Annotated in this window: 20 protein-coding genes; 11 read left to right on the forward strand and 9 right to left on the reverse strand. The window is 71.9% G+C overall.

Features of this window, described 5'->3' with window-relative positions:
* Nucleotides 1-2 precede the first annotated feature (2 nt).
* From FR742_RS43425 to FR742_RS43435, 3 genes are all read right to left on the reverse strand, one after another.
* Nucleotides 3-1,451 (reverse strand): serine hydrolase, encoded by a 1,449-nt coding sequence (locus tag FR742_RS43425; protein ID WP_148036979.1) that lies wholly within the window; start codon nt 1,449-1,451, stop codon nt 3-5.
* Between the two features lie 105 nt (nt 1,452-1,556).
* Nucleotides 1,557-2,939 (reverse strand): hypothetical protein, encoded by a 1,383-nt coding sequence (locus FR742_RS43430; protein WP_261809081.1) that lies wholly within the window; start codon nt 2,937-2,939, stop codon nt 1,557-1,559.
* Between the two features lie 180 nt (nt 2,940-3,119).
* Nucleotides 3,120-4,865, reverse strand: coding sequence for a biotin carboxylase N-terminal domain-containing protein (locus FR742_RS43435; RefSeq protein WP_148037308.1), 1,746 nt, complete (start codon nt 4,863-4,865; stop codon nt 3,120-3,122).
* Between the two features lie 196 nt (nt 4,866-5,061).
* Here FR742_RS43435 and FR742_RS43440 point away from each other — a divergent pair, with 196 nt between their 5' ends.
* The 3 genes from FR742_RS43440 (at nt 5,062) to FR742_RS43450 (ending at nt 8,766) form a co-directional block, all read left to right on the forward strand.
* Nucleotides 5,062-5,334, forward strand: coding sequence for a WXG100 family type VII secretion target (locus FR742_RS43440; RefSeq protein ID WP_261809082.1), 273 nt, complete (start codon nt 5,062-5,064; stop codon nt 5,332-5,334).
* Between the two features lie 75 nt (nt 5,335-5,409).
* Nucleotides 5,410-6,555: a S8 family serine peptidase gene (locus FR742_RS43445; RefSeq protein ID WP_148036980.1), complete on the forward strand. Its 1,146-nt coding sequence runs from the start codon at nt 5,410-5,412 to the stop codon at nt 6,553-6,555.
* Nucleotides 6,556-6,657: 102 nt separating this feature from the next.
* Nucleotides 6,658-8,766, forward strand: coding sequence for a serine/threonine protein kinase (locus tag FR742_RS43450; protein WP_187281634.1), 2,109 nt, complete (start codon nt 6,658-6,660; stop codon nt 8,764-8,766).
* A 174-nt stretch (nt 8,767-8,940) separates the two neighbouring features.
* On the opposite strand, the gene FR742_RS43455 is transcribed toward FR742_RS43450, so the two are convergent.
* The 5 genes from FR742_RS43455 to eccCa form a co-directional block, all read right to left on the reverse strand.
* The gene (locus FR742_RS43455) at nt 8,941-9,225 is read right to left on the reverse strand and encodes a YbaB/EbfC family nucleoid-associated protein (RefSeq protein ID WP_261809123.1); all 285 of its coding nucleotides are present in this window, start codon (nt 9,223-9,225) and stop codon (nt 8,941-8,943) included.
* A gap of 12 nt (nt 9,226-9,237) precedes the next feature.
* Nucleotides 9,238-9,606 (reverse strand): YbaB/EbfC family nucleoid-associated protein, encoded by a 369-nt coding sequence (locus tag FR742_RS43460; RefSeq protein ID WP_148036983.1) that lies wholly within the window; start codon nt 9,604-9,606, stop codon nt 9,238-9,240.
* Entirely contained in the window at nt 9,606-10,442 is an 837-nt protein-coding gene (locus tag FR742_RS43465) for a hypothetical protein (RefSeq protein WP_148036984.1), read from the reverse strand. The genes FR742_RS43460 and FR742_RS43465 overlap by 1 nt, the downstream gene beginning before the upstream one ends.
* 6 nt (nt 10,443-10,448) lie before the next feature.
* On the reverse strand, nt 10,449-10,889 hold the full coding sequence (locus tag FR742_RS43470; protein ID WP_148036985.1) for a hypothetical protein: 441 nt from the start codon (nt 10,887-10,889) through the stop codon (nt 10,449-10,451).
* Nucleotides 10,890-11,012: 123 nt separating this feature from the next.
* Nucleotides 11,013-15,002, reverse strand: a complete 3,990-nt coding sequence (eccCa, locus tag FR742_RS43475; protein ID WP_148036986.1) for a type VII secretion protein EccCa — start codon at nt 15,000-15,002, stop codon at nt 11,013-11,015.
* Nucleotides 15,003-15,151: 149 nt separating this feature from the next.
* Here eccCa and eccD point away from each other — a divergent pair, with 149 nt between their 5' ends.
* The 8 genes from eccD to FR742_RS43515 all read left to right on the forward strand — a co-directional run bounded on the left by eccD (nt 15,152) and on the right by FR742_RS43515 (nt 21,570).
* The gene (gene eccD, locus FR742_RS43480; protein ID WP_148036987.1) at nt 15,152-16,624 is read left to right on the forward strand and encodes a type VII secretion integral membrane protein EccD; all 1,473 of its coding nucleotides are present in this window, start codon (nt 15,152-15,154) and stop codon (nt 16,622-16,624) included.
* A gap of 22 nt (nt 16,625-16,646) precedes the next feature.
* Complete coding sequence (locus tag FR742_RS43485; RefSeq protein WP_148036988.1) at nt 16,647-17,090, forward strand: YbaB/EbfC family DNA-binding protein; 444 nt, start codon at nt 16,647-16,649, stop codon at nt 17,088-17,090.
* 219 nt (nt 17,091-17,309) lie between these two features.
* Entirely contained in the window at nt 17,310-17,657 is a 348-nt protein-coding gene (locus FR742_RS43490) for a WXG100 family type VII secretion target (protein ID WP_148036989.1), read from the forward strand.
* A gap of 17 nt (nt 17,658-17,674) precedes the next feature.
* Nucleotides 17,675-17,980, forward strand: coding sequence for a WXG100 family type VII secretion target (locus FR742_RS43495; protein ID WP_148036990.1), 306 nt, complete (start codon nt 17,675-17,677; stop codon nt 17,978-17,980).
* 79 nt (nt 17,981-18,059) lie between these two features.
* A complete protein-coding gene (locus FR742_RS43500) occupies nt 18,060-18,452 on the forward strand; it encodes a hypothetical protein (protein ID WP_148036991.1) in 393 nt (130 codons plus the stop codon).
* Between the two features lie 7 nt (nt 18,453-18,459).
* Nucleotides 18,460-19,776, forward strand: coding sequence for a WXG100 family type VII secretion target (locus FR742_RS43505; RefSeq protein ID WP_148036992.1), 1,317 nt, complete (start codon nt 18,460-18,462; stop codon nt 19,774-19,776).
* A gap of 4 nt (nt 19,777-19,780) precedes the next feature.
* Nucleotides 19,781-20,821 carry a pentapeptide repeat-containing protein gene (locus FR742_RS43510; protein WP_148036993.1) on the forward strand — a complete coding sequence of 347 codons (1,041 nt, stop codon included), beginning with the start codon at nt 19,781-19,783 and terminating at the stop codon, nt 20,819-20,821.
* Nucleotides 20,818-21,570, forward strand: coding sequence for a hypothetical protein (locus FR742_RS43515; protein ID WP_148036994.1), 753 nt, complete (start codon nt 20,818-20,820; stop codon nt 21,568-21,570). The genes FR742_RS43510 and FR742_RS43515 overlap by 4 nt, the downstream gene beginning before the upstream one ends.
* A gap of 3 nt (nt 21,571-21,573) precedes the next feature.
* On the opposite strand, the gene eccB is transcribed toward FR742_RS43515, so the two are convergent.
* The gene (gene eccB, locus FR742_RS43520; RefSeq protein WP_148036995.1) at nt 21,574-23,004 is read right to left on the reverse strand and encodes a type VII secretion protein EccB; all 1,431 of its coding nucleotides are present in this window, start codon (nt 23,002-23,004) and stop codon (nt 21,574-21,576) included.
* Between the last annotated feature and the right edge of the window lie 24 nt (nt 23,005-23,028).

Genomic DNA, 23,028 nt, shown 5'->3' on the forward strand with positions numbered 1-23,028 from the left:
CCTCAGGTCACGAGGACGACCGCGAAACCGATCAGCAGGGCGGCCGGGATCGCGGGGGAGAGCCAGGTGTGCCACCTCATCGGCTTCGCGCTGAGCGGCAGGGCGGGCCAGCGGGTCAGCGCGGCGGCCGTGGCCGCGCCCAGGACTCCCGCCCCGAGGGCCCACACGAACGGCGGGACGACCCCCCAGGCGCCCGCCGTGTGCCCCAGCCCGAGGAACAGCATCCCGTACAGGACGCGGCTCGCCACCGACACCCGGTCCAGCCCCGGCGTGCGGAACGCCGACCAGAGCAGGCCCAGCCCGGCGAAGGGGAAGGTCAGGGCGAAGACCAGCGGCCGGATCTCCGGGCCGTCGTCGTCCGGCGCCTCGACCCCGAGCAGGCGCAGGCCCACGCCGTCCACCGGCGTGCCGGTGTTGCCCATGACCACCACGCCCCGGCCGGACGCCCGGTCGAAGCCCGCGTAGGTGCGGAACCCGCCGGTCCCGCCGTTGTGCCAGGTGATCTCCCGCTCGCCGTGCCGGGTGGTGAACCAGCCGTAGCCGATCCGCTCGTCCCCGCCGGCGTCGAACCGCGGCGTCGCGGCGTCCGCGCCCGGCGCGGAGCCCGCCATCACGCCCTGGACGAGCCGGGCCACGTCGTGGGAGGTGGACCAGACGGCGCCGCCCGCGCCCGCGTGGCCGTGGTCGCGCCACGGCTCCATGGGCAGCCCGTTCTTCCCCTCGCCGTGCGCGTGACCGGCGGGCAGCGGCTCGTCCGGCCCGAGCACGACGGTCGAGTCCATGCCGAGCGGAGCGAGGATCCGCGCGCGCAGCAGGTCCTCGTAGCCGGTGCCCGCGTGCTCGGCCAGGGCCTGGCCGAGCAGCGCCACGCCGAGGTTGGAGTACGCGACCTCGCCCCGGCCCTCGGCGGAGACGGCCGCGGCGTCGTCCAGCATGCTCCGCGTCCCCGCCGCGCCGTACGGGTCCTGGCCGGCGAAGACGTACAGGTACGAGCGGAGGAACGAGAGCGGCGTCACGCGGACGCTGGGCACCCCCGCGCGGTGCGAGGAGAGCTCGGCGAGGGTGGCCGACCCGACGGCGGGATCGGAGAAGCGGACGCCCGGCAGCTTCTCGCGCACCGGCGTGCCGGGGGAGAGCCCCTCCTCGGCCAGGCTCGCCAGCAGCATCCCGGTCATCGGCTTGGCGATCGACCCGAGCTCGTAGGACGTGTCCTGGTCCACCGGGCGCGGGTCGGGGCCGCCGGTGTCGCCCACCCCGGCGTGGCGGATCCGGCCGTCCTCGACGAGGGCGACCGACAGCCCCCGGTATCCGCCCTCTCCGGCGGCGCTCCGTACCAGCTTCGCCAGGGCGGGGTCGCCGGTCGTCGCCTCGCTCAGCGTGGGCGGGCTCGGGGCCGGGAACAGGGCGAGGGCGGCCACGACGAGGGCGGCCAGGGCTGCTGCTCGCTTCATAACTCCGATATTACGTAATTTCGGAGTATCCCCAAAACGCCGCGACGGACAGCGAAAAGCGCGCCCCCCGAAGGGAGCGCGCTCATGCTGGTGAGTGAGGGTGGGCTACCAGTCGCCGCCACCGAAGTCGCCGCCGCCGAAGTCGCCCCAGCCGCCACCGCCGCCGAAGTCTCCGCCACCGCCGAAGTCGCCACCGCCGCCGAAGTCACCGCCGGCACCGGCGTCGTAGCCGCCGCCCATCATGCCGCCCATCATCATGCCGCCCATGCCCCAGCCCATCATGGAGCCCATCATGGTGCCGATGAACATGCCGGTCATGATGTCGCCGAAGCCGCCGTAGTAGCCGTAGGCGTACGGCTGGTAGGCCGGGCCCGCGTCGTAGTAGGGACGGCGCTGACCGTCGACCATGACCTCGCGCATCTGCGGGTCGAAGCCGCGCTCCACCGCCTCGGCGTCGGCCTTGCAGGCGGGCACGTCGCGGACCACGCCACCGGGCGGGGCCCAGCGCACGTCGCGCAGGGAGGGGCCGTGCTGCGGGTTGAAGAAGCAGGGGGCGCGCCGCTCGGGCACCGGCTGGTTGTCGACCCTGGCCTTCACCACGGCGAGGGCGTAGCGGCCCTCCTCGAGCGTCCCGGTGACCTCGCGGACCTGGTCGGCCCGCTCGATCGCGGCGAGCTGCGTCTTGGCCTTCTCGTAGGAGTCGAGAGCCTGCGCCCACTCGTCGATGTGCTTGCCGCCCTCGCCGGAGAGCACGACGTCGGTGTCGAGCGCGGTGATCTCCTCACCGAACTTGGTGACGTCCTCCTCGACGGTCTGCTTGACCGCGGCCAGGTCCTTGGCGTCCTGGATGGCCTGCTTCTTCTTCTTGTTGCGCGAGTAGAGGAAGTAGCCGCCACCGCCGGCCACCGCGAGCACGCCCAGCGTGGCCAGCGCGCCGAAGCCGCTGCCGTCGTTGACCGGGCCGGAGTCGAGCGCGGAGCGCGTCTTGCCCTCGGCCATGAGGTTGACCCGGGCGATGAAGTCCTCCATGCCGGAGACGACGTCGTCGTTGTTGCGCACGGCGAGCTTCGACAGCTGGTCGGTCATGCCGGCCTTGCCGAAGTTGGACGCGGCGAACAGCGTCGGGCCGTCGAGCACGGCGACGGTCCACTGGCCGCCCGACGAGGACTTCTTGGCCTCGGACACCGCGTCGCCGAGCTGCTTGATGTAGCCGGCGGGGTCGGTCACCGTGTCGTCGGGCAGCGCGGCCAGATAGATGTCGTTCTTGGAGTCCTTGAGCGCGTCGCGGATCTCGGACTGCTGGTCAGAGCTCAGCGCGGACCCGGACTGCACATAGAGTGGGTCGCCGCCCTTCCAATGGGAGAGCACCGTCTGGGCATCGGGCGGCGCCGCCGCGGCTATGGCCGCAGGGGACAGCGCAAGAGTGACGAATAGACCGGCGACGAGAACCGCGATCGCGGCCCCTGCGCGGCGCAGCGGATGTGTCATTGGCAGCAAGCCTCCTTCGCCCATGAGGACGAACGGGCGGTCGGCAAAGTTCCTCACTGGGCACGTTACCCGCCAGAAGCCCTCCCGGCGCGCGAGCCCCCCGGCGGATCTGGGGAACGCCGGGCGGTCCTCACTTCCGGCATCGCCGATATCGGGCCCGCCTGGGGCCCGATATCGCCGTCACGTGTCCTTGATCTCGCAGATCGTCGCCCCGGACGTGACCGTCTGGCCGACGTCCGCGGAGAGACCGGTGATGACGCCGGACTTGTGCGCCGTCAGCGGCTGCTCCATCTTCATGGCCTCCAGCACCACCACGGTGTCGCCCTCGGCGACCGTGGCGCCGTCGCCGGCCACGACCTTGACGATCGTGCCCTGCATCGGGGAGACCAGCGCGTCGCCGCTCGCGGCCGCCTTCTTCGCGCCGCCCGCCGCGCGCCGGGGCTTCTTCGCGCCCGCCGCGGCCGGGGCGGCCGCGCCGAGGCCCGCGGGCAGCATGACCTCCAGCCGCTTGCCGCCGACCTCGACCGTGACCGTCTCGCGCGGCTCGGGCTCGTCGGCGTGGGTCTCTCCCGCGTACGGGGGGATGGTGTTGTCGAACTCGGTCTCGATCCACCGCGTGTGGACGGTGAACGGGTCGGAGGTGAACGCCGGGTCCGACACGATCGCCCGGTGGAACGGCAGCACCGTCGGCATGCCGTCGATCTCGAACTCGGCCAGCGCGCGCCGCGACCGCTCCAGGGCCTCCAGGCGGGTGCGGCCGGTCACGATCAGCTTGGCCACGAGCGAGTCGAACGCGCCCGGCACGGTCATGCCGGTCTCGTAGCCGGCGTCGAGCCGCACGCCGGGACCCGACGGCGCCCGCATGGCGGTGAGGGTGCCCGGCGCGGGCAGGAAGTTGCGGCCCGCGTCCTCGGCGTTGATGCGGAACTCGATCGAGTGGCCGCGCAGCTCGGGGTCGCCGTAGCCGAGCGGCTCGCCGTCGGCGATCCGGAACATCTCGCGTACGAGGTCGACCCCCGCGACCTCCTCGGTCACCGGGTGCTCGACCTGGAGGCGGGTGTTGACCTCCAGGAAGGAGATCGTGCCGTCCTGGCCGACGAGGAACTCGCAGGTGCCGGCCCCCACGTAGCCGGCCTCCTTGAGAATGGCCTTGGAGCTGGCGTAGAGGATGTCGAGCTGCTCCTGGTCGAGGAAGGGCGCGGGGGCCTCCTCCACGAGCTTCTGGTGGCGGCGCTGCAGGGAGCAGTCGCGGGTGCTGACCACGACGACGTCGCCGTGGCTGTCGGCCAGGCACTGGGTCTCGACGTGCCGCGGCCGGTCGAGGTAGCGCTCGACGAAGCACTCGCCCCGGCCGAAGGCGGCCACCGCCTCGCGCACCGCCGACTCGTACAGCTCGGCGACCTCCTCCAGCCGGCGGGCGACCTTGATGCCGCGCCCGCCGCCGCCGTAAGCGGCCTTGATCGCGATCGGCAGGCCGTGCTCCTCGGCGAACGCGACGACCTCGTCGGCCCCGGACACGGGGTCCTTGGTGCCGGCGACCAGCGGCGCGCCCACCTTCTGGGCGATGTGCCTGGCCTGCACCTTGTCGCCGAGCGCGGCGATGGCGGAGGGCGGCGGGCCGATCCAGATCAGGCCCGCGTCGATGACCGCCTGGGCGAAGCCGGCGTTCTCGGCCAGGAAGCCGTAACCGGGGTGCACCGCGTCGGCGCCCGACCGCGCCGCGACGTCGAGCAGCTTGCCGAAGTCGAGGTAGGTCTCCGCGGGCGACTGACCGCCCAGCGCGTACGCCTCGTCGGCGACTTTCACGTGGAGGGCGTCCCGGTCCTGCTCGGCGTAGACGGCCACGCTCCCGATCCCGGCGTCCTTGCACGCGCGAGCCACCCGTACGGCGATCTCGCCGCGATTGGCGATGAGAACCTTCTGCACCGACATCCATCCTTCCTCGGCGAGCACTGAGGGGAGTGTAAGTGCTGCAAATCGATCATCCGCAGGTGGGTCGGGTCGTAGGGGGCCATAGCCGCTCGGTATGGAGGCCGACGAGGCGGTGGGGGCGCATCTAGGGTGAGGGCGCTTCCCCGTCCGACTCAGCGTCCCCAACCAGGTCCCCAACCAGGAGGTTTGCGTGAGCCAGAGCATGCTCGGCGGCGACCCTGCAGAGATGCAGGCGATGTCCGCTCAGTTCAAGCAGCAGTCCGAGGCGGTGCGCGCCACGATGGCGGCGCTGGACAAGGAGGCCGCCAAGGTCGGCACGGCCTGGACCGGCCCGGGAGCCCAGAAGTTCCAGGGCGCCTGGCAGAACTACCGGACCGCCTTCCAGCGCATGACCGAGGAGCTCGTCGAGGCGTCCCGGGTCATCGACACCTACCGGGGCAACATCGAGTCCGCGACCCGCTGACGGCGGCGCCGCGGAGGCCCCGGTCCGGGGTCGGGGCCTCCGCGCGCCGGCCCGGGCGCGCTACGCTTTCCCGACATGATCGGTCGCGCCCTCCTGGCGAGCCTGCTCGCCCTGCACCTCGTCGCGGTTCCCGCGGCGGCCGCGCCCGACGACTGCAGACCGGAGAAGGGCACGCTCCAGCTGCCCGCCGGCGAGCCGTGGGCGCAGAAACGTCTCGACGTCAAGAACGCCTGGCGGCTGACCAGGGGCGCCGGGGTGACGGTCGCCGTCATCGACAGCGGCGTCGACTACGGCCACCCGCAGCTGCGCGTCTCCAAGATCGTCGACGAGACGCACACCGGTCACCACGACTGCGTCGGCCACGGCACCGCCGTCTCCGGCATCATCGCCGCCCGCTACGTGGCCGGCGTCCCCTTCCACGGCGTCGCGCCCGACGCCAGGCTCGTCGTGCTCAAGCAGAGCAACAAGAGAGACGGCGACATCCGCAAGCTGGTCGACGCCATCAACCACGCGGTCGACGCCGGGGCCGATGTGATCAACGTCTCCGTGCGCGCCTCCGACCACACGTCCCTGCGGGCCGCGGTGCAGCGGGCGCTGGCCAGCGACATCGTCGTGGTGGCCGCCGCCGGGAACGTCACCGGCCCCGACGACGAGAGCGTGCCCGCCTATCCCGCGGCCTACGACGGCGTGCTGTCCGTGGGCGGGGCCGCGCCCGACGGCCGCCGCGTCGACTCCTCCAACGCCGCCACCCCGGTCGGCGTGGTCGGCCCCGGCACGGACATCACCGCCCCCTGGCCGGGCAAGGCCTACAAGCGCGGCCTGGAGGGCACCAGCTACGCCACCCCGTACGTGGCCGGCACCGCCGCCCTGGTCCGGGCCCGCTTCCCCGGGCTCAACCAGGAGCAGGTGCGCCGGCGCATCATCGCCACCGCCGACGGCACGGCCGGCGCGGGCACCGGCGCGGGCATGGTGAACCCGGTGCTCGCGGTCACGGCCGTGCTGCCGTACGAGGCCGCCAACGCGCCCGTGGTGGCCGATCCGCCGCCGACCGCGCTGCCGGCCGACGCCATCGCCAAGGTCCCGCCCCGCGACGAGACCGCCATCGGCATCGCCACGGCGGTGGGGGGCGGGGCGCTGCTCGCCGCCATGGTGGCGGTGGCGCTGGCGCTGCTCGTGCCGCTGGGCCGGCGCCGGGGCTGGCGGCCCGGCCGTACGTCTTGAGGCTGTCCTGTGGGTGAATTGTCAATTCGTCGGTGAAACTACTGATGCAAAAGTGGTAGATGCGGTTGAATGTCCCTTCGAGATCATGGTTTTACTGAAGGGATGGAGATGCACCCCCTGCTGCCGGGTGATCCCGAAAAGCTGGGCGCGTACGTCATCTCAGGACGGTTGGCTGACGGGCCGCGCGGAGCGGTGTTCCTCGGCAAGGAGTCCGATGACGCGCCGCTGACAGTGATCAAGTTATTGCCTCCAGTGCCGGAGGGCGGCGACGACGGCGTCGCGAGGCTCACCGGGGTGCAGCGCGTGTCCAGCGCGTACGTCGCCAGGACTTTGGAGGCCGGCGAGCACGGCGACCACCTCTACGTGGCCCGTGAGTACGTCGAGGGCCGCACGCTCGCCGAGGTGGTGGCCGAGGACGGCCCGCTCGACGGCGACGGCCTGGAACGGGTGGCCGTGGGTGTGCTCACCGCGCTGACCGCGGTCCACCTGGCCGGCATCACCCACCGGGGTCTCACCCCGCACAACGTCATCCTCGGCGCCGACGGCCCCCGTGTGACCGACCTGGACCAGGGCGAGCCGGTGGGCGAGCTGGGCTTCCGGGCTCCGGAGCAGGTCAGGGGCCTGGCGTACGGGCCCTACGCCGACGTGTTCGCCTGGGCGGCCACCGTGGTGTTCGCCGTGACCGGGCAGCCGCCGTTCGGCCATGACGAGGACGCGCTGCTGAACGCGCAGCCCGAGCTCGGCGACCTGGCCGAGCCGCTGCGCCGGGTGGTGATGTCGGCGCTGTCCAAGGACGTCGCGCAGCGGCCGACCACGTACATGGCGCTGCTGCAGCTCCTCGGCGACAAGCGCGGCGGGGTCGTCGCACAGAAGGGCGCCCAGGCCGACGGAGAGCCTCTGCAGGGCGTGCCCGTGCAGGGGGTGCCGCTCGACGGCGTGCCGACGCAGATGATGCCACCTCAGGGCGTGCCTCCGCAGCAGTCCTGGGGGCCGCCGCCCGTGCCCCAGCAGGGCGGGCACCCCGGCGTGCCTCCGCAGGGAGCGCTGCAGGGGAGCGCCGAGCCGATGCAGGGCGTGCCGATGCCGCCGCCGGCCCCGGCCTGGGAGCCGCCGCGCGAGCAGACGCGGCAGGCGCCCGTGGCGGGGCAGACGGTGTCCTCCAGCCCGCGGCGCAAGTTCCCGGCGGGTCTGGTCGCCGCGGTGGGCGCGCTGGCGCTGCTGTCCGGTGTGGGGCTCTGGGGCGCCAACCAGTACGCCTCGACCCAGCGCTTCGAGCCGGTGGCGGCGGCCGGGGACCAGGCCGACGGGCGGGGCTCCGGCAGCGAGAAGGTGGAGAACGGCGTCGCGCAGGCGGAGCAGAACCCGCCGCCGCAGGGTGAGCCTCAGCAGAGCCAGCCCGAGGTGACGGTGCCGTGGGCCAGCCCGACCAACGGCAACCCGAACGACGTCGGCCCCATGGTGCTGCCCAACGACTGGGAGTCGCAGTCGCCCGCGCCGCCGGAGCTGAGCACCGTGCCGACGCCCGTGCAGATCGCCACCCAGTCGGTCACGCAGCCGACCCAGGCGCAGCCGACGGTGACCGTGACGGAGTCCTCCGACGCGACCCAGACGGAGAGGTCGAGGCCGCGCCCGTCGAAGTCGGAGGACATGGTCCATCCGACGCCGACGGTCACCGTCACGCAGACGCCGACCCCGACCCCGACGCCCTCCCCGACGGTCACGGTGACGGTCACGCCGACGCCGACCGTCACGGAGACCGCCACGCCTGAGCCGCCCCCGGCGGACACCGCGCCGCCCACGGCGAAGCCCACGGCCACGGCGAAGCCCACGGCGACGGTCAAGCCGACCGCGACGCCGACCAAGAAGCCGACCGCGACGCCCTCGGCGAAGAACCCGTACACGGCCGTCCAGGTCTGCGGTTCCGGCTTCGTCGTGCAGCGTCAGCAGGCGTTCAAGGGTGGCGAGACCTACCAGCTCTGGAACAACGCCACCGGTGAGAACTGCGCGGTCACCCTGAAGCGGGTGAACGTCGGCAAGGCCTCCGAGGTGAGCGTCACGCTGGAGGTGCAGGGCGGCGAGGCCAAGACCGCTCTGGGCAACTACGAGTACTACGCCGGACCGATCAAGCTGCCCGCCAGGGGCAAGTGCGTCCGGTTCGCCGGCAGCGTCGGCGACGAAGGCATGAGGACCGGCTGGGGCAACTGCGGCTGACCCAGGTAGCGAGAACCCCCTCCGGGTGACCCCCGGAGGGGACTCGTACTCGAAACCTCACCGGCTGACGCCCGAGGGGGACAGGTACGCGAAAACCCCCACCGGCGATGCCGGAGGGGGATGAGTACTCAGAAACCCCCTCCAGGAGGCCCTGGAGGGGGTTTTTCTTTCCTGTCAGTGGAGGCCGGGCAGGAGGCGGGATCTGGCGTTCTCGGCTTCTTCCTCCGCACGGGTGATGGCGGCGAGGATCTCGTCGGCGAGCCGGCGGGCGTCCAGCCGGCTCCGGCTCACCGGATGGATCCGCAGGTCGAGCAGGACACCGAGGGCGTCCGTCGTGGCGACGACGCGGCCTTCGTCGGCCCGCCCGGTGAACCGGCGCGCACTCCACTCGGCCGCCGCCTCCTCGGCCCGCCGGGCCGTGGAGACCAGCTCGTCCAGGCGCGCCATCGCCTCTTCCATCTCCCGCACCGCTCAGCCCTCCCGCATGACACGCTCGACGTGGGGCGCCAGCGGATCGGCGGCCGAGGCAGGATCGCCGGTCAGCTCCGCCAGCCGGTCGCCCATGGCGGTCCGCGCCGCCCCGACGGCCTCCTTGACGGCCTCGGCCAGCCGCTCGTGGTCCAGGTCGCGCAGGCCCCTGGCGTCGATGTCGAGCCCGAGCAGCCGTCCCGTGCCGGAGACCCTGGCCCGGACGACGCCGCTCGCGTCGGCGCCCTCCAGCCGCTCCCTCGCCAGCTCCTCCAACATGCCGGTGACCCTGGCGGTCCAGCCGTCCACCTCGCGCAGCAGAGCGGCGAGGTCGCCCTCCCGGCCCGCGGCGAACGCGTCGATCTCGCCCATCAGTCCTGCACCGCCGGCACCCACATGTCGTCCACCGTGGCGTCCTCGATCGTGTCCGACAGGTTCAGCTCGCGCGCCCCGAGGTTCGGGTCGCCGGAGTTGTAGAAGGCGCCCCTGAGGTCGTTGAGCTTCAGCTCCAGCTTGTTGAGATCGCCCTCGTACGAGTTGTAGATGTCGGCGAACTGCTTGACGAGGTTGCCGAGCGCGGTCGTGAACACGCCGACCTGGGTCGCGAGGGCGACCTTGGCGACGGGGTGCGCGCTCATGGCGGCCAGGGTCCGCAGGATCGGCGCCGAGGCGGCGTACAGCCCCATGACCGACAGGTCGTACTCCAGGACCTCCTTGTACTGGCCGTGCATCGTGCCGCTCATCTCGTCGCTGACCTTGCCGAGCTGGCTGAACAGGCCGTTGACGTTGAACCGGACGTACTGCTGCAGCATGCCCGCGGCCTGGCCGTTCCAGTTCGGCGAGATGTCGTCGAAGTAGCCACGCCACAGGTTGGACCGGTTGCCCTCCAGCGACCCGGACATCTCCTTCCAGGTCTCGCGCCGGTCGTAGAACAGGAACGGGTTGCCCAGGTTGGCCGTGGCCGCGACGTCCATGGCGAGCGCGCCCAGGCCGAGGCCGGAGAGCATCATCGCGCCCCTGGTCGTCTGCCTCAGCGGGTTGAGCTGGGTGACCAGGCGCTTGAAGAAGCCGGGGTCGGTGCGCGTGGCGGCGGGCGGCACCTGGACGGTCCTGGTGACGTTGCCGTGGTTGTTGGCGAGGTGGAGCTGCTGGGTGCCCTGCGGGGGAGTGGTCTGGCCGGGCAGGATCAGCCGGGGGTCAGGCGCCATGATCTCTCAGTTCTCCCCGCCGGGGTTCTCCGCCTGCCGGTAGTTGGCGGCCGCCCTGCTGACCTTGGCGGCGTCCGTACGGAGCACGTCGCGCAGGATGCCCGCGCTGTCGCGCCAGGTGTCGGAGATGGTGTTGAGGCGGTTGACGAACATCAGGCCGATGACGGGGACGCCGGCCAGGGGGACCAGGTTCCAGCCTTCGAAGCGCGGGGTCCGCTCCCTGACCAGGCCCACGCCGTCGGCGGTGCCGCTCATGGTGCCGGCGAACCCGTCGATGTGGCCGGTCCGGGTCTCGTAGCCTGGCAGGTTCGTGCCGCCCGCGGGGTCGTGGCGGACCGGCGTCGCCGTCGCCGCCGTGGGCCGCAGCGACGGCGGCAGGCAGACGGGCGGCGGGCACGCGGGGTTGTGCGGGCACGGGCTCAGCGGGGATGCCTCTTCGGTCGACACGTGATCTTTGTACCACCCGAATAAGCCTGAAAAATCGGCATTCGCCCAGGTGAAGGGCAATAGGCGCTCGCCGTTCACGATCATGTAACCGGGCGTTTCCCGGCCCTCGCCGTCAGGAGGGGGTCACCGCTGCTCCTGCTCCAGGTACGCGGTCTGGATCAGGCGCGAGCCGTTCCGCCGGTCGACGTAGAAGCCGCGCCCCACGGGCAGCTGCTGCGGCCGGACGTTGCCGAAGAGCTGGCCCTCCTCCCGGTTGCCCGACATGATCAGCGCCGGGCTGGCCATCTCCTTCAGGCGCTGCACGGCCTGGTCGAACATGGCCCGGCTGGCGCCGCCGCTCTGACGGGCCAGCACCAGGTGCAGGCCGATGTCCCGGGCCTGCGGCAGCAGGTCGGCCAGGTGCGCCAGCGGGTTGGCGTTGGAGGTCGCCACGAGGTCGTAGTCGTCCACCACGATGTACAGGTCCGCGCCCTGCCACCAGCTCCGCGACCGGAGCTGCTCGGGCGTGAGGTCGGCGGGCGGCAGGCGCTTGAGCAGGGCCGAGCGGGCGTCCTTGATCAGGTCGTTGGCCGCGGTGCTGGAGGCGGCGTAGCCGATGCGGTGGTCGGTCACCGCCGTGTCCAGCAGCGACCGCCGGTAGTCGATCACGATCATCATGGCCTCGCCCGGCGTCTGCCGCGCGACCACGCCCTCCATGATCAGCTTGAGCACGTTGGACTTGCCGCACTCGTTGTCGCCGAACACCACGAAGTGCGGGTCGGTCTCGAAGTCGAGCGCGACGGGCGCCAGCGCGTCCTCGTCGATGCCGATCGCGATCCGGCGCGGGCCCGTCTGCTCCGGCCCCGGCAGGTCGGCCGCGGGCAGCAGCGACGGCAGCAGGCGCACCGGCGGCGCCGACGGCCCCTGCCACGCCTTGCGCACGTTCTCGACCAGCGAACGCATGCCGTCGGAGACGTCGTCCGCCCCGCGCCGCCCGTCGATGCGCGGCAGCGCCGCGAGGAAGTGCATGCCGTCCCTGGTCAGGCCGCGTCCCGGCGACTCTTCGGGCACGGCGAGCGACGCCTTCCTGCTGATCTCCGACTCGTACGCGTCACCCAGCTTGAACTCGATCCTGGTGCCGAACAGGTCCCTGATGGCCGGCCGGAACTCCGACCACTTGTTGGTCGTGGCCACGACGTGGATGCCGTAACCCAGCCCGCGGGCCGCCAGGTCGGTGATCACGGCCTCCAGGCTCTCGAACTCCTGCCTGATCGTCAGCCATCCGTCGATGACCAGGAACACGTCACCGAAGCCGTCGCTCTGGGCGCTGCCCTCGCCGACCATCTTGCGGTAGGTGGCGATGGACTCGATGCCGCGCTCGGCGAACCCCCGCTCCCGCTGCCGCAGGATCCCCGACACCTCGGCCACGGTCCTGCGTACCCGGTCGGCGTCGAGCCTGGTGGCCACGCCGCCCACGTGCGGCAGCCCCTCCAGCGCGCCCAGGCCGCCGCCGCCGAAGTCCAGGCAGTAGAACTGCACCTCGGCCGGCGTGTGGGTGAGCGCCATGCCGGTGACGAGCGTGCGCAGCACGTTGCTCTTGCCGCTCTGCGGGCCGCCGGCCACCCCGACGTGCCCGGCGGCGCCGGACAGGTCCAGCCAGTACGGGTCGCGCCGCTGCTCGAACGGCTTGTCGATGATGCCGATGACGGCGTGCAGCGTCCCCCTGCCGTTCCAGCCCGGCGTGGACAGCCCGAGCTCGGGGGTCACCGAGAGCGGCGGCAGCAGGTGCGCCAGCGTGGGCGGCTCGCCGAGCGGCGGCAGCCAGATGCGGTGGGCCGCGGGTCCGTGCCCCTGCAGGCGCCGCACCAGGATGTCGAGCAGGCTGGTCTGCGAAGGGGAGCGCTCGTCCACCTCCGCCGCCGGGGCCTCCTTGGGCTTCGGCTTGACGGGCAGCGGCACGTACGCCGGTCCGTACTCGACGACCTGGCGCAGGATCGTGTGGCCGTCGTCGCCGCTCACGCGCCGGCCGTCCGCCTGGTAGGCGCCCGACACGTACGCGGCCTTGAACCTGGTCATGCCGGTGGTGTCGAACTTGAGGTAACCGTTGCCCGGCGCGGAGGGCAGCTCGTAGGCGTCGGCCACGCCGAGCACGACCCGGCTCTCCATGGCGGAGAACGTCCGCAGGCCGATCCGGTACGACAGGTGGGTGTCGAGGCCCCGCAGCCGCCCTTCCTCCAGGCGCTGCGAGGCCAGCAGCAGGTGCACGCCGAGCGAGCGGCCCAACCGGCCGATCATGACGAACAGCTCGACGAACTCCGGCTTGGCCGACAGCAGCTCGCTGAACTCGTCCAGCACCACGAAGAGCGTCGGCATCGGCGCCAGGTCCGCTCCCTGCTCCCTGGCCCGCTCGTAGTCGCGCAGCGAGGCGTAGTTGCCCGCCGACCGCAGCAGTTCCTGGCGGCGCACCATCTCGCCGTGCAGGGCGTCGTACATGCGGTCGACCAGCGGGAGCTCGTCCTCCAGGTTGGTGATGACCGCCGAGACGTGGGAGAGGGAGTCGAGCCCGAGGAAGGTCGCGCCGCCCTTGAAGTCGACCAGGACGAAGTTGAGGATCTCGGACGAGTGCGTCACCGCCAGGCCCAGCACCAGCGTGCGCAGCAGCTCCGACTTGCCGGAGCCGGTGGCCCCGATGACCAGCCCGTGCGGCCCCATGCCGCCCTGCGCGGACTCCTTGATGTCCAGCTCCACGACCCGGCCGTCGGCGCCGAGCCCGATCGGCACCCGCAGCCTGTTGCGGCCGGCCCGCGGACGCCAGGCGACCGCCGGGTCCAGCAGGCCGGGATCGCCCACGCCCAGCAGGTCGGTCAGCGTGGTGTTGGCCGCCAGCACGTCCTCGGCGTCGCCGCCGCCGGACGCCGAGGTGCGCAACGGCGCGAGCTGCCTGGCCAGGCCCTCGGCCCGCAGGTAGTCGAGGCCGTCGGGATCGCCGAGCCGGGTCCTGTGCTCCTTGCCCGCGTGGTCGAGCTTCACCATGTGGAACCCGTCAGGCTGGACGTCCAGCCGCAGCGTGCTCTTCTCCTCCACGTCTGCGGACGAGCCCGACAGGTCGATGACCGTCACGCCCTGGATGGCGTCGCTGCCGAGCTGCGAGTCCTGCGGCACGTGCCCGCCGTCCAGGATGAGCACGTGGTACGGGAGCGACTCGGCCGCCGCGCCGGGCCGGAACCGGGCGCGTTCCTTGAGCTCGCCGCCGACCAGCCGGTCCAGCTCGCCCAGGTTGTCGGTCATCAGCCGCACCTGGCCGGCCGCGTCCGTCTCCTCGGGATGCAGCGCGTGCGGCAGCCACTTGACCCATTCCCAGTACGTCATCCACTCGCTCCCGGCGCACACCATGATCCGCATGTCGTCGGGCGAGTGGAACACGGTCAGCTGGGCGATCATGGCGCGCACCAGGTCGCGCACGGTCCCGGGGTCGCCGCCGATCCGGATCCTGGCGAACGAGCCGAGCGCCACGGCGACCGGCAGCCCGGCCACGGTGGAGTGCGCCCTGATGAACCTGCGCAGCGCGCCTGCCGCCAGCGCGTCCAGGTCCTCGACGGGCTTGGAGTCCGGCGGGATGAGCTGGATGGCCAGCTTCTGGACGCCGGTGCCCAGCCGCACGGTGGCGAAGTCCTCGTCGCGCGGGCGGCGCTCCCACAGCCGGGGTCCCATGGCGATCCACCACAGGGCGTCCGGCTCGGGCCCGCTCCACTCCAGGGCCTCGCGCTGCTGCCTGGCCGCGCGCCGGGTCTTCTTGCGCACCTGGCCCAGATAGCGGAAGTAGTCGCGGCGGGCGCCGTTGAGCTTGTACTTGCGCTCGCCGAGCTGGCGGGTGAGCTGGCCCGCCGTCATGCCGACCATGGACAGCGCGAACAGGCCGCTGGCCACGTACATGATCGGGTTGGCGTTGCCGAAGGCGGTGAACATGAGCGCCATCGCCGCCGCGCCCGCCAGCATCGGCAGGTAGGTGAGGGCCATCGAGAAGCCCTGCGGCTGGACCTCGGGAATCTCGGGCGGAGATTCGAGCAGGACCTCGCCGCGCGGCGGTTTGGGTCCCGGGCGGCGTTCTGGTCGGCGTACGACGACGATGCTCATCGAGACGTTCTTACCAGAAGAGACCCGATATGTTCTCTGTTGTCCGTGACCATTGGTGGGGACGGAGAGTAGAGATGGGACAGATCGTTCAGGGACCTCTGCCCGGCCCGCCGGCTTCGATCCCAGGGCCACCACCTGGACAGCCGCCGATGCACGGGCCACCACCCGGTGCGCGGGGGCCTGCCGGATACGCCGGGCCGCCGGGGCCGCCGCGCGGGCCGATCCAGCAGGGCGCCCTGTCGCAGGTTCCGGTGCCGCTGCCGGCCCAGTGCCACGTGACGATCGTCGGCCCCCGGCGCAAGGCCGACCTGGCCCTGCCCGCCGACATCCCGCTGCCGAACGTGCTGCCCAGCCTGCTGCGCGCGCTGGGCGAGGTGAACGGCGACTCCGCCGCCGCGCCCGGCTGGACGCTGCAGCGGCTCGGCGGCCAGCCGTTCGACCTGGGGCAGAGCCTCGGCTCGCTGGGCGTGCTCGACGGCGAGATCCTCTATCTCAGGCCGCGTGAGGCGATCCTGCCGCCGGCCCTGTTCGACGACGTGGCGGACGTGGTCGCCACCGGCGTGCGCGAGGGCCGCGGTGCCTGGTCGGCCACGCAGACCAGGGTCATGGGAGCGAGCGGCGCGACGGCCCTGCTCGTGCTGGGCGCGGTGGGCCTGGCGCTGTCCGGCATGCCGGCGCTGACCGTCACCATCGTGGCCGGGCTGCTGGCGCTGCTGCTGATCGTCACCGGCACGCTGCTGTCCAGGGCGGTCGGCGACTCGATGGCCGGGGCGCTGATCGGGCACTCGGCGCTGCCGTACGGGTTCGTCGCCGGCCTGTTCGCGCCGGGGACCTCGGCCGGGTTCGGCGCGCCGCACCTGCTGGCGGCGCTGGCCTGCCTGGCCCTGGTGGCCGCCGTGGGCGGCGCGCTGATCTCCGACGGCGTGCCCGGCTTCCTCGGCACGGCCGGCGTGGCCACGGTGGGCGGGATCTGCTCGGCGGTCGTGATGGTGTGGTCGCCGCCGCCGGCCGGGGTGGCGGCGGTGGCCATCGCGCTGCTGCTGGCGCTCAGCCCGCTGGTGCCCACGCTGTCGTTCCGGCTGGCCAAGGTGCCGCTGCCGGCCATGCCGACCACCGCGGAGGAGCTCCGCAACGACAACCAGCGCCTGGACGCGCCGGCCATCCAGGAGCGCACGCGGATCGCGCAGGGCTACGCCACCGGCATGGTCGCCGCGATCGCGCTCTCGGCGTTGATCGCCCTGGCGTTGCTGGTGCTCGCCGACGGCTGGGTGGCGGACGTCATGACGGTGTCGCTGTCGCTCACGCTCATCATGCGGGCCCGGGTGTTCCGCGGGCTCGGCCAGCGCGTCTGGCTGATCAGCACGGGCCTGGCGGGCCTGGCCATGCTGGCGATGTCGATGGTCGGCCAGGGCGAGATCGTCGGCTCGGTGGCCGTGGCCACCGGGATCCTGTGGCTGGCGTTGATGACGGTGGGCATCGGGTTGTGGCTGGCGACGGGCAGGCCGTCGCCGTTCTGGGGGCGCGCGGCCGACATCCTCGACGTGGCGCTGATCGTCCAGCTCTTCCCGCTCGCGCTGGGGGTCCTGGAGGTCTACACGTGGGTGCGCGGGCTGTCCGGCTGATCTCGTACGGGAGGTTGAAGGCATGCAGGAGTTCGGCGACTTCGCCAACATCGACATCGAGAAGCTGCTCAAGGGCATGGACGACCAGATCGCCCGCCTGGAGAAGTTCCAGCGCGGCGCCGGCGACTGCGTGGGCCGGGCCGAGGACGAGGACGGCCTGGTCACGGTGGAGTACGACCAGACCGGCCTGCGCGAGCTGAACCTGCACCCCAAGGCCATGCGGCTGGCGTCGGGCGAGCTGGCCGACCTGATCAAGGTCGTGCTGGCCGAGGCCGTGGCCGACTTCCAGGTGAAGTTCACCGAGATGGCGGGCGAGGCGTTCGGCGAGCGGGGCAACCCCATGAAGCTCGCCACCGACCCGAGCTCGGCGCTGAACGACATCAAGAATGCGGAGGCGGCCTACGACCGGGCCTTCACGGACGTCATGGGCGAGCTCGACCGTATCCGCCGCCGGCTGGAGATCTGACCCCGATCACCACAGCCGCACGTCCTCCAGGTCAGAAAGCCGCGGTTCCGCCACCAGGGCGTTGACTCGAACGTCGCTACAGCGCGACCAATCCGTAATCTGATATTTCTGGGAATCCTGGGGTTGATGTTGACTAACATGGCATTTGATGTTGTTCATGGGGGTCAGTTGCATGCTGTGCCCACGTGACGGACAACGCCATGTCGACTTGGAGGTCCAGTGGCTCTGTACGGGGCAAGTCCGACTCAGCTGACCAACGCGGCGGGTTACTGCCAGGACACCGCGCAGTACATCGAGGGCATGCGCCAGCGCGTGCAGCAGATCAAGGCCGACCTGACCAGCCAGGGCTGGCAGGGTGGCGCCGCGCAGCGGTTCGGCGCGGCGCTGGACCAGTGGGACGGGGAGTTCAAGGGCGTCATCAAGATCCTTGAGGACATCTACGACCGGCTCAACATCGGCGCCGGCGTCTACCGCAACGCGGCCGACCAGAACATGGACATCGCGGGCGGCTTCGTCGGCGACGGCGGCGCCGGTCGCATCGACTCCCTCATCAACGCCAACCGCTGAGCAGGACGGACAACGCCATGACCATGCCTGACGACTACACCTTTGTCCGGTTCGGCTCCATGGAGCAGGCCTACGAGGAGCTCAAGAAGGTCATCACCGAGCTCGACAGGGCCACCGACGACCTCTACGCCGACATCCAGCGGGAGCTCGGGGCGAGCTGGCAGGGTGACGCCGAAACCTACTTCGAGACCAAGCGCCAGCAGTGGAACCAGCACGAGAAGGCCATGGGCGAGCAGCTGTTCAAGGCCGCCGAGGCCGTCAACGTCGCCAAGGGCAACTACCAGTCCGCCGAGCAGCGCAACATCAGCATCTGGATGGACTAGCCCGGCTCGTACCCCCTCTCGGTCATCGTCGCGGAGCGGTGGCCGGGAGGACTGCTGCTAGCGGAAAGGAATGACGGGTATGGCCCTGCCGGACGAACGCGGTGCCGAGCTGCCGGTCGACCCCAACCTGTTCGACGCGAGGGAGAACTCGCCGGCCAGCATGCGGGTCATCGCCCAGGAGCTGCGGGCCAGCCTCGAAGCCATGCTGGGCAACGGCGAGCGGCCGAACGGCAACGTCAACCAGATCGCGACCGGCGACCGTCCGGCGGACGAGGAGATCCCGCTGACCACCTCCCAGATCGGTCAGTGGAACGACGCCTCGGCCCTCGCCGCGACCGTGGGCTCGCAGAACGCGGGCCAGAAGTTCGCCGAGGTCTACCAGAAGTTCATCGACGCGTACCGGGACGTGGTCGAAGCGGTGGAGGCCAGCGCCGCGAACCACGACGGCGCGCGCCAGGCCAACGAGGGATGATCGCCTGGTGAGCAAGCAGGAAATCGTCACCATCACGTCCTACGCCAGCGCGCCTTTCGGCGATCGGCCCTGCTCCACCAGCCAGGAGATCAACTCCTGGCTGAACAGCACCGATCCGGCCTACGTCCGGGGCGCCGGTCAGACGTACACCTTCGCGTCGAGCAAGGTCGAGCAGGCGATCAGCTCCCTGGAGGAGCACGCCGGCCGGATCGCCCAGATCTGGAAGGGCCCGGACGCCTCCAAGGCCCGCCAGGCGCTGCAGCTCCTGCACGCCTCCGGCCAGGAGCTGTCGACCAAGATGCAGCAGATGGGCACCGCGCTGCAGTCGTACGCGGGCCATCTGGAGACCGCCAGGGAGGAGGCCAAGCGCGCGCCGACGGACGCGGAGATCGACGGCAACCATCTGCAGGGGACCGGCGCCGAGAAGCCCGACATCGAGCAGGCCGCCAAGAACATGATCGCGCAGGACGCGATCCACAAGCTGAACACGGAGATCGTCACGATCTTCGACAGCGAGGTCCCCGACTACATCATGTACGAGCTCCCGACGGTCAGCCTCCCCGGCACGGGCGGCGGGTACGAGAACCCCGGCTACCCGACCGGCTCCGGCACGCGGGGGCCCACCTTCGGCTCGACGGCGTACGACAGCTCCGGCGGCTGGGCCGGAGCCCCGGGCGGGACGAACCCGGGCGGCACCAACCCGGGCGGCACCACCCCCGGCGGGACGAACCCCGGCGGCTCCGACCCCGGAGGCACCAATCCGGACGGCTCCACCCCCGGCGGGACGGACCCGAACGACCCCGGCAACCCGAACAACCCGGACCCCGGCTCTCCTGACCCCGGCGCCCCGGGGAACCAGGACCCGAGCCGGAACCCCGGCACTGGCACCGGCGACGGAACCGCGCCGTCGGTCATCGGCAACGAGGACCGTACGACCACCGACGGCGGGACCCGCACGGACCCGCGCCAGACCGACCTCGCGACCGTCACGCCGCAGACCCTGACCTTCACGCCCACCACGCTCGCGCCCGTGACCACCACGGTGGCCCCGCCCTCGGTCCTCACTCCCGTGGGCTCGACCCCGGGCGTCCCTTCGGTGATCGGCTCCCCGGGCATGCTCGGCGGCCAGTCCGCGCTGGGCGCCGCCGGGCGCGGACTCGGCGGGCCGATGGGCGGCATGCCGCTCATGCCGTTCATGGGCGGCGCGGGGGGCGCGGGCGGCGGCGGTGGTGACTACGGCGACGTCGAGCGCACCACGTACCTCTCCGAGGATCCCAACTCCTGGACGACCGGCCATGACACGACGGAACCCGTGATCGGATGAGCTGATGGGCAACACCTGGCCTACCTTCCCCACGCCCGGCTCCGACGGCCCGCCGTCGTCCGGGGTCTCCTTCACCAAGGGGGAGCTCGACCGCGCCGGGGGGCAGATCGGCGGCCATGTCACCTATCTCGAGACCCTCGGGGGCAGGACCGGCGACCTGAGCGTGCCCTGGCCCCACTTCGGCGTGCTCGGCATGGGCGTGCACGGCGCGCACGAATCGGCCATCGAGTCCCAGCGCGAGGCGCTGCAGCGGGCCAGGGAGGCGCTGGCGAGCTGGGAGCCCGCGCTCAGGGCCGCCGACGACAACTACAAGGAAGCCGACGACAACAGCGGCGGTCCCGACCTCCCCGGCGGCCCCGGCGGCCCCGGCCCGATCTCCACCCCCAAGATCCCCGGACTCGACGGCCCTCAGCCCGAGATCCCGGGCGCCGACGTGCCCGGCCTCGACGTTCCCGGCGCCGACCTCCCCGGCACCGATCTCCCCGGTACGGACCTGCCGGGGACGGACCTGCCGGGCACCGATCTCCCCGGCACTGATCTCCCGGGGACCGACCTGCCGGGAACCCAGGACCCGTCGGCCGGCCTGCCGGGCACGGATCTGCCGGGAACCGGCCTGCCGAACACCGGCCTGCCCAACACCGACCAGGTGGACACGCGGGTCCCCGACCTCGACTCGGCCCTGAACAACCCCAACAAGACCGACCTGTCGTCCTACCAGCCCACGACGCCGAACGTGCCGTCCCTCGACCCCAACGCGACCGGCCTGGGCACCCGTACGGGGAACCAGCTCGGCGGCGTGCCCGGCACCGGCATGGGCGCGGGCTCCGGCGGGGGCGGGCTCGCCCCGGGCGCCGCGGCCGGGCTGCGCGGCGGAGCGGGCGCCCCGGGCATGCCGATGATGCCCATGATGCCGATGGGCGGCGGGGGCGCGGGCAGCGGCGAGGAACGCGACCGCGACAAGACCGTCGGGCTGTCCGAGGACGAGGGCGTCTGGGGCGGCGACGAGGACATCGCGCCTCAGGTGATCGGCCAGGAGGAGCTGTGAACGGCAAGGACGCCTTCAGCGCCGCCGCCATGATGTCCCTGACGGCGGCGGTCATGATCGCCCAACCGTGGGCCTTCTACGTCGCGGCCGCCTTCGGCACGCTGGTCTCCAACCCCGAAGGCATGGACGACTCCGCCACGAACTGGCGCTCCACGGACCAGAACGGGGTGACGACCGAGCTCAACAAGCTGGTGGAAGAGCTGGAGGAGCTGAAGACGCAGCTGAAGGAGGACGGCAAGTGGGAGGGGGGCGCCTTCCAGTCGTTCTCGGGCGTCCACGGCAGCTTCGTCGAGTCGATCGGGCAGCTCAAGAACATCCGCGACGAGACCGGTAACGCCGTCTCCTCGACCGCCGACTTCATGAAGATCGTCTCCTACATCGTGCTCGCCATCGCCGGCGTCATGCTCGCCTGGGGCATCTTCTGCTTCGCGACCCGATGGCATCCGGTCTCCGCCGTGACCGTGTACGGGATGAGCGCCGCTCTGGGGAAGGCCATCCTCGCCGCGACCAAGAAGATCGTGGCGAGCAACTGGAAGAAGACGGCGGTCCTGGCCGGGATCATGTTCCTGGCGGTCCAGTACACCCAGATGACCGGCCAGATGTTCCCCACCGTGGACCCCATCCCGTCGGAGATGTCCGTCCTCAACACCGGGGACCCGACGAGCATGCGGCAGCCGTTCACCAACGACGGCCTGGTCTACGACGAGGACACCGGTCAGCTCCGCCCGGACACCAACCTGCAGGTCTAGCCGTCACTGGCTGGCCTGCTGGATGGGCTGCACGTCCTGCACCGGCGTGCGGGCCGCCGCCTCGTCCAGGGCGGGGCCGTCCGGGATCAGCCGCAGCAGGTGGGCGGGCACCGGCGCGACGTCCGCGGCCTCGTACCCGAGCTTGCCCACCGTGTCCGCCGAGGTGAGCTGGAACCGCTTGCCCTGGTCGGTGACGAGCCAGTACTGCTGCACCGACGACAGCTGCCCCTCGCCCGGCAGGGTCCCCGCCAGCACGGCGCTGCCCGGCGGCAGCAGCACCTGGTCGACCTTGTCCGCGCCGGCGCTCGTCCCCGGGGTCGGGAGGCCCATCCGGCTGCCCGTGGTCAGCACCGCCTTGGTCGAGCCCTTCACGGTGTCCTCGTACACCGCGCAGAGCGGGGCCGACATGCCGGGCGAGCGGAAGCTCGGCATGGTGGCCGGGAGCCCGCTGTCCAGCAGGCGGCGCGCGGACGCCCTGGCCGCGTTGGCGGTCGCCGCGTCGATCACCGTCTCGCGGACCGGGAGCCTGCCGTAGGCGGGCTTGCTGGCCGGGTCCAGGAGCAGGAGCATGGCCTGCGTGTGGTCGATCGGCGCGAGGCCGTCGGCGAGCAGCACGTACCACCGCTCGGCCGCGCCGGCCACCGACTCCACCTTGTACACCCGTCCCACCCTGGACACCCTGCCGTCAGGCCCGCGGACCTTGTCGCCGCGCTGGGCGATCTTCGGCGCGGCGAAGTCCACCCCCGCCGGGATGGCGTTGATCCACGAGGCCGGCACGCGGCGCGGCGTCTGGTCGGTGAGCCGGGCCACGTTCGCCACCCGCATGCGGTGGTTGGCCCAGAGCACCCAGTTCTGCTGCCCGTCGCTGACGACCAGCGCCTCGTCGCCCACCGGCGTCCCGCCGAGGTCGGTGCCGGCCACGAGCGTCACGAACGGCTTGCGCGTCCCGGCCGCGTCGGTCCCCTCCGCGACGCACGCGGACCACGGGGCCTTGACCAGCCGCTCCTTGTCCGGCAGCGAGTCCGGCGCCCCCTGGATGCCGACCTTCTGCCCGCGGGCGAAACCGGCCAGGGACTCGGCCGAGACCGTCCTGACCTTGATCTCGTCGTTGCCGAGCAGCAGCCGCGCGGACACGTAGTTGGCCACCGGCTGCAGCTTGCGGCTCTGCTGGTTGTAGACGTAGGAGGCGCCGGTCTCCTCCTCGATCAGCAGCTGCCCTGCGTCGGTCAGCTTGGTGGCGTTCCCCGGGCTGAGCAGCCCCCAGATCCCGAACGCGGCCACGACCAGGATCGCGATCAGGATCCCTCCGAACGTCGCCACGGTCTGCCGGCGCATCGGCGACTCGGGCAGATCGGGCTCCCCCTGCATCAGCGCCAGACCCAGGCGCAGTGTCATGAGGCGATGCGCTTGATAGAGATCCTTCTGGGTCTGCATAGCGCCATATGTTACGCAAGTTGA

Origin of the sequence: Nonomuraea sp. C10, assembly GCF_008017515.1 — a bacterium.
GTDB lineage: Bacteria > Actinomycetota > Actinomycetes > Streptosporangiales > Streptosporangiaceae > Nonomuraea > Nonomuraea ferruginea.